This is a genomic window from Kitasatospora sp. NPDC056181 (assembly GCF_042266225.1).
Taxonomy (GTDB): domain Bacteria; phylum Actinomycetota; class Actinomycetes; order Streptomycetales; family Streptomycetaceae; genus Kitasatospora.
The window spans coordinates 21,868-28,722 of sequence record NZ_JBHJUK010000118.1; the positions used below are offsets into that span (position 1 = coordinate 21,868).

Sequence of the window (6,855 nt, forward strand, 5' to 3'; positions counted from 1 at the left end):
TCGCCCGTGCGTCCGGGCCCGTGTCTGTTGCTGTTCCTGTGACCGCGTCCGGGCCTGTGCCTGTGCCCGCGTCCGCGGCGGTGCCCGTGTCCGCGTCCGCGTCCGCGTCCGTGGTGTGTGAGAGGGGACGGGTACGGAGGCGGCGCGGTTGCGGTCGGCGGGCGGGAGGTGTCGGCGGTGGCCACGGGGGTGGTGGGGATGCGAGAGGATGGGCGGGCACGTCCAGGCCAGCCCCGTGAGGAGAGCCAACCCGCCATGCGCACTGCCGTCGTCGTCGGTACCGGACTCATCGGCACGTCCGCCGCGCTCGCCCTGACGGGTCGCGGGCTGACCGTCCATCTGGAGGACAGCGACCCGGACGCGGCCCGCACCGCCGCCTCGCTCGGCGCCGGCACCACCGAACCCGCCGACGGACCGGTGGACCTGGCGATCATCGCCGTACCGCCCGCGCTCGTCGGCAAGGTGCTCTCCGACTGCCAGCGGCGCGGCCTGGCCCGCTGGTACACCGACGTCGCCAGCGTGAAGGACGGCCCGCGCGCCGAGGTGGCCGCACTGGGCTGCGACACCGTGCACTACATCGGCAGCCACCCGATGGCCGGGCGCGAGCGTTCGGGCCCGCTGGCCGCCCGTGCGGACCTGTTCGAGGGCCGGCCCTGGGTGCTCACCCCCACCGCCGACACCGACACCGAGACGCTCAACGCCGTTCTGGAGCTCGTCGCCCTCTGCGGTGCGATGCCGATCGTGATGGACGCCGCCGCGCACGACCGCGCCGTCGCGCTGGTCTCGCACGCCCCGCAACTGGTCTCCTCGCTGGTCGCCGCCCGTCTGGAGAACGCCGACGAGACGGCCATAAGGCTCTCCGGCCAGGGTGTCCGGGACGTCACCCGGATCGCGGCCTCCAACCCCGGCATGTGGGTGGACATCCTCTCCGCCAACGCCGGTGCGGTCGCCGACATCCTGGAGGAGGTCGCCGCCGACCTGGGCGACACCGTCACCGCACTGCGCGCGCTCCAGGCCGCCGAGGAGGGCGAACGCCAGGCCGGCGCGGCCGGGATCGAGGCCGTGATGCGCCGCGGCAACACCGGCCAGGCCCGCATCCCCGGCAAGCACGGCGCGCCGCCCACCCGGTACGAGACGGTGGCCGTGGTGCTCGGTGACCAGCCGGGCGAGCTGGGCCGCCTCTTCGGGGAGGTCGGTGCGGCGGGCGTCAACATCGAGGACGTCGACATCGAGCACTCGACCGGCCAGCAGGTCGGCTTCGTCCAGCTGTCGGTCGCCCCGGCGGCGGTGAAGCCGCTGACGGCGGCGCTGCGGGCGAGCGGGTGGAGCGTCCGGGACTGAGCCGGCCGGTACCGGGGAGCGCGGCGGCTCCGGTGGACCTCCTGTTCGACTGAACCGGTCTCGTCTCGGTGGAGGCGGGTTGGGCCGGCGCGGCCGCGGGCTGCGGCGGACTGTGCCGGGCCGGGCCGGGCTGGGCCGGGCTGGGCCGGGTGACAGACGGGGGAGCGGTATGGGGACGGGCGATGCAGTGGTGGCGGCGTCGACGCAGGAGGACGCATGGGCGCTGCGGCGTGCGGGGGCCCGGCTCCGCACCGAGCTGAGGGATCCGGCGCGGGGCGGCGCCCTGGTGCCGGAGGCCCTGCCGGTACTGATCCGGATGCTGCGGGCGCCGAGCGGCCGGTCCCGCCGGGACGCGCTGCGCCTGCTCGCCGAGCTTGCCGAGCGGCCGGCGGCCTACTGGTGGCCGATCTGGGACCGGGGCGGCCGGGCCCTTCTGGCACCGGTGGTGCCCGAGGTCGCCCGACTGGCCGGAGACGCGGACCGGAAGGTGCGAGGGCTCGTCCCGCCGTTGCTGCGGGCGCTCGGCGCGCCACGGCTCGGTGGACCGGAGCTCGGCGCGCCACGGTTCGACGGGCTGATCGGCGAGGCGCTCGCCGGTGACTCTGTTGAGCGCCTCGCCCTGATCGACGCGTTGCCGGGAGCCGCGGCGGGTGCCCACGGCCCGTGGAGCCTGGACATCGCAGAACGCGCGGTGGTCGACCGCCGGGCCCCGCTCGCGGAGCTGTACGCGCTGGTCGCCAACTGTCTCGACCACCCCTCCTGGCAGGTGCGCGAGCGCGCGCTGCGGCTGATCACGGAGGCGGGCTCGGCCGCGGCCCCGTACGCCGACCGGCTGGCCGTGAGCATGCGGCCCGGTTCCCTGCCGTACGAGGGCGGGCGGGAGGCTCTGGCACTGGCCCACCTCGGGGACCGGCGGGTACCGGACTTCCTCCGTGAACGCTTCCGCACGGCCCTCTGCAACGTGGCGCTCGGTCGGCTGCTCGGCACGTACGGGGCCGAGGCCGCCACCCTGCTGCCGGTGGTCCGGGCCGCCGCCTCCCTGCAGAACGCCGTTGTGTCGGCGGCCGCCCTGGAGGCGCTGGCCGGCTGGGGGCCCGCCGCGGCCCCGGCCGTACCGGAGCTGACCGGCGCCCTGGACAGCGCCGAGGCCAGGCGGGCCGCCGCCGCGCTCGGCGCGGTCGGTCCGGCCGCGGACCGGGCCGCCCCGCGCCTGCGCGAGCTGGCCGAAGGCGTCGGAGTGCCCGCGGTGACCCCCGGCCCCCGCGACCCGCGCGCCCTGCCCTGGCACGGCGCGCAGACCGCCGCGTGGGCGCACTGGCGGATCACCGGGGAGCATCGGCTCGCACTGCGGGTGCTCGGGGAGGCCGTCGAGGCGGGCCCCGGGCGCCCGCACCTGCGCTACCTGGCCGACCTCGGCCCGCTGGCGAGCCGGCACGCCGAGGCCGTCCGCGCGCTGCTCGACCACCCCGGGGACTGGACCCGCGTGGAGGCCGCGCACGCGTGGTGGCGGTTGACCGGTGAGCCCGGCCCGGCCGTCGAGGTCCTCGCCGGTGAGCTGGCCTCGGCGCGGCCGACGGACGAGCTGCCGGCCGTACTGAGGTACCTCACCGGGATCGGCGGCCCGGCCGCGGCGGCGGCCCCCGTGCTGGAGGCGTACCTGAGCGGCCACCGGCGGCAGCTGGGCGGGACACCGCTGACCCCGCGGCAGGACGAGCTGCTGACGGCCGCGGCGGCCGGGGCGCTGGCGGCGATCCGCACCGGGTGAGGAAGCGGGCCAGGGCCGTCCTCCGGGGTCTGAGCGGTCCCGGAGGGTGGGCGGGTCGGGGTCGGAGCGGCCCCGGAAGGCGGGCGGGTCGGGGTCCTGAGCGGTCCCGGAAGGCAGGCGGGCCGGGGTCGGAGCGGCCCCGGAGGGCGGGCGGGTCGGGGTCTGGCGGCGGTCCATTAACCTTGAGGGAGACATTCCCCGGTTTTCGCGCTGCGCCGATTCACACCGCGCAGGTGCCGGGCCCAGGATTCAGAGAGAGGTTCGCCCCGTGGACACTGCCGACCGAGCGTACGCCCCGGTCGTCGTCGCCATCGACGGACCCTCCGGCTCCGGCAAGTCGACCGTCTCCCGTGCGGTCGCCGCCCGGCTCGGGCTCAGCTTCCTGGACACCGGTGCGATGTACCGGGCGATGACCTGGTGGATGCTGGCCAACGACGTCGACGTCGACGACCCCGAGGCCGTGGCCGTGGCCTGCGGCAAGCCGGTGATCGTCTCCGGCACCGACGCGGACGGCCCGACCATCACCGTCGACGGACAGGACGTGTCCGGTCCGATCCGCGGTCCCGAGGTGACCGCGCAGGTCAGCGCCGTCTCCGCGGTGCCCGCGGTGCGCTCCCGACTGGTGGAGTTGCAGCGCGGCTGCGCCGAGGTCGCCGAGCGCGGCATCGTCGCCGAGGGCCGGGACATGGGCAGCGTGGTGTTCCCGGACGCCACCGTCAAGATCTTCCTGACCGCCTCCGAAGCGGCCCGCGCCGAGCGCCGGGCGGCCGAGCTGCGTGCCAAGGGGGTCGACGAGGCGACCATCACCGCGATGGCCGCCGATCTGGCCCGCCGGGACGCGGCCGACTCCTCGCGCAAGACCGCCCCGCTCACCCAGGCCGCGGACGCGGTGCTGGTCGACACCAGCGAGCTCACCCTGGAGCAGGTGATCGGCACGATCACCGCGCTGGTGGAGGAGCGGGCGGAGCTCTCGGCGGTCTGACCGGCCGCCGTCGTTGTCCGATCGGGCCCACCCGGCCCGATCGTTGCTTGACCACCGAACGAACCGGGTGCCGTGGCGGCATCCCGGAACCACTCGCGCTGCCCCGGTGGGGCAGGTACGCACGGCGCGCCCCTGGGAAGGGCCGGGCCGGGAAACGGAAAACACGAACATGACCGCAGAGCACTCCGCCACCGGACACGGTGAGCTGGACGCCTCCGAGTACGCCGAGTTCATGGCGCTCGCCGCCGAGGAGGGGTTCGACCCCGAGGACATCGACGGCCTCGGCGACGGCAGCCACGCGCCGCTGCCGGTGCTGGCCGTCGTCGGCCGCCCGAACGTCGGCAAGTCCACCCTGGTCAACCGCATCATCGGCCGCCGTGAGGCCGTCGTCGAGGACAAGCCGGGCGTCACCCGCGACCGCGTCAGCTACGAGGCCGCCTGGAACGGCCGCCGCTTCAAGGTGGTCGACACCGGCGGCTGGGAGATCGACGTCCTCGGCATCGACGCCATGGTGGCCGCCCAGGCCGAGCTGGGCATCGAGACCGCCGACGCGGTGCTGTTCGTGGTCGACGCCAAGGTGGGCGCCACGGACACCGACGAGGCCCTGATCAAGATCATCCGCCGGGCCGGCAAGCCGACCGTGCTCTGCGCCAACAAGGTCGACGGCCCGTCCACCGAGGCCGAGGCCGCCTACCTCTGGTCCCTCGGCCTCGGCGAGCCGTACCCCGTCTCGGCCCTGCACGGCCGCGGCTCCGGTGACCTGCTCGACGCCGTGATGGCCGCCCTCCCCGAGGCCCCGCCGCAGACCTTCGGCGACGCCGCCCCCGGCGGCCCCCGCCGCGTCGCGCTGATCGGCCGCCCGAACGTCGGCAAGTCCAGCCTGCTCAACAAGGTCGCCGGCGAGGAGCGGGTGGTCGTCAACGAGCTGGCCGGCACCACCCGCGACCCGGTCGACGAGATGATCGAACTCGGCGGCAAGACCTGGAAGTTCGTGGACACCGCCGGTATCCGCCGCCGGGTCCACCTGACCGCCGGCGCCGACTTCTACGCCTCGCTGCGCACCTCCTCCGCGCTGGAGAAGGCCGAGGTCGCGGTCGTCCTGATCGACGCCAGCGAGACCCTGGCCGAGCAGGACACCCGGATCATCTCGATGGCGGTCGAGGCCGGCCGCGCCGTCGTGGTCGCCTACAACAAGTGGGACCAGCTGGACGAGGAGCGCCGCTACTACCTGGAGCGCGAGATCGAGCGCGACCTCGTCCAGGTGCAGTGGGCCCCGCGGGTCAACGTGTCGGCCCTCACCGGCCGGCACATGGAGAAGCTCGTCCCGGCGATCGAGACCGCACTGGCCGGCTGGGAGACCCGCATCCCGACCGCCCGGCTGAACGCCTTCCTCGGCGAGCTCGTCGCCGCCCACCCGCACCCGATCCGCGGCGGCAAGCAGCCGCGCATCCTGTTCGGCACCCAGGCGGGCACCCGGCCGCCGCGTTTCGTGCTGTTCGCCTCGGGCTTCCTGGAGGCCGGCTACCGCCGCTTCGTCGAGCGTCGGCTCCGTGAGGAGTTCGGCTTCGTCGGCACGCCGATCTCGATCTCGGTGCGGGTGCGGGAGAAGCGCAAGAGGAAGTAACGGCAAGCAGTCGGACGTGCGGGCGCGCACGTGACGCGGAGAGGGCCCTGCCACCACGGGTGGCGGGGCCCTCTCCGCATGTGCGGGGCTGGTGGGTGGGTGTTGTCGGGTGGGGTCCGTGCACTGGGCCGGGCACAGGGCAGGGCCACAGGGCAAGGGCACAGGGCCGGGCAGAGGGTGCCGCGGCTCTGTTGCTCAGTGCTGGTCGCTGCTGCGGCCCGGGGGGAGGGAGAGCAGGTTGCGGTGGCGGCCGCCGGTGGCCGGGCCGGCGGTGGGGCCGGTGCCGGTGCCCGTCACCGGGGCGGGGGCGGTGGCGGGCATCGGGTGCGGGACCGGCCCGAGGTAGCCGGCGGCCACCCAGCCCTGGCCGTTGGTGAACTGGGCGGCGGGCTGGGCCGGTTGGCCACCCTGGGTGCTTCGGGTGCCCTGGCCGCCCTGGGCACCGTGGCCGCCCGGGGTTCCGAGGGCGCCGGAGGTTGCGTCGCCTGCCTGGGCGGGGTGGCCGGAGTGGGAGGACGGTCCGGCCAGGTGGCCGTGGCCGGCGCTCTCGCCGACGGAGCCGGAACCGGAACCGGAGCCGGCGTCGTTGGCGGGCGTGTGCGAGGCGCTGTTGTGGGAGGCGTGGCCGGCGTGGGTGCTCTGGACACCATGGCTGCTGTGGCTGCTGTGGCTGCTGTGGGTGCCCTGGCTGCCATGGGTTCCGTGGCCGGTGTGGCCCGGGCCGGTCTGCTGGTTCGGCATGAACTGGGGGATGCCGAGGGCCTGTCCCGCGTACGTCTGGAACGCCTGGTGCTGCGGCGGGAACGGCCGGGGTTCGCCGAGCGAGGGGTAGCCGTTGTCCCGAACGGCGAAGCCGGTGAACCTCAGGTTCTCCTCGCCGGAGCGGTCGCCCGGCAGCGCCCGGAACAGCCGCCGGTACTCGGAGTACAGCTCGTCGTAGATCGGCGTCGTCGAGTGGGGGTGCTCCGCGTCGTACGACGGGCGCATGCCCGGGATCGCACGGGGGACGGTGGTGGACCGGCGGTGGGAGGCGGAGACGTCGTAGCTGTACACGTAGGGGCCAACGAGTGAACCCGCCGGGGGATGCGGGGTGAGGCGGCCCCGCCGTCGGCCGGTCTCGTCGATCCGGGGTGTGGATCGACG

At 75.2% G+C, this 6,855-nt stretch carries 5 protein-coding genes; 4 read left to right on the forward strand and 1 reads right to left on the reverse strand.

What is annotated here, in order from left to right; translation table 11 throughout:
* Nucleotides 1-255 precede the first annotated feature (255 nt).
* From ACFC1F_RS32705 to der, 4 genes are all read left to right on the forward strand, one after another.
* Nucleotides 256-1,341 carry a prephenate dehydrogenase gene (locus tag ACFC1F_RS32705; protein ID WP_148642356.1) on the forward strand — a complete coding sequence of 362 codons (1,086 nt, stop codon included), beginning with the start codon at nucleotides 256-258 and terminating at the stop codon, nucleotides 1,339-1,341.
* A 169-nt stretch (nucleotides 1,342-1,510) separates the two neighbouring features.
* The gene (locus ACFC1F_RS32710) at nucleotides 1,511-3,106 is read left to right on the forward strand and encodes a hypothetical protein (RefSeq protein WP_376163791.1); all 1,596 of its coding nucleotides are present in this window, start codon (nucleotides 1,511-1,513) and stop codon (nucleotides 3,104-3,106) included.
* Nucleotides 3,107-3,374: 268 nt separating this feature from the next.
* Nucleotides 3,375-4,088 carry a (d)CMP kinase gene (cmk, locus tag ACFC1F_RS32715; RefSeq protein ID WP_376163793.1) on the forward strand — a complete coding sequence of 238 codons (714 nt, stop codon included), beginning with the start codon at nucleotides 3,375-3,377 and terminating at the stop codon, nucleotides 4,086-4,088.
* A 169-nt stretch (nucleotides 4,089-4,257) separates the two neighbouring features.
* Entirely contained in the window at nucleotides 4,258-5,712 is a 1,455-nt protein-coding gene (gene der, locus ACFC1F_RS32720; RefSeq protein ID WP_376163795.1) for a ribosome biogenesis GTPase Der, read from the forward strand.
* 195 nt (nucleotides 5,713-5,907) lie between these two features.
* Here der and ACFC1F_RS32725 read toward each other — a convergent pair.
* On the reverse strand, nucleotides 5,908-6,855 hold a 948-nt coding region (locus tag ACFC1F_RS32725; RefSeq protein ID WP_376163797.1), incomplete at its 5' end, for a hypothetical protein.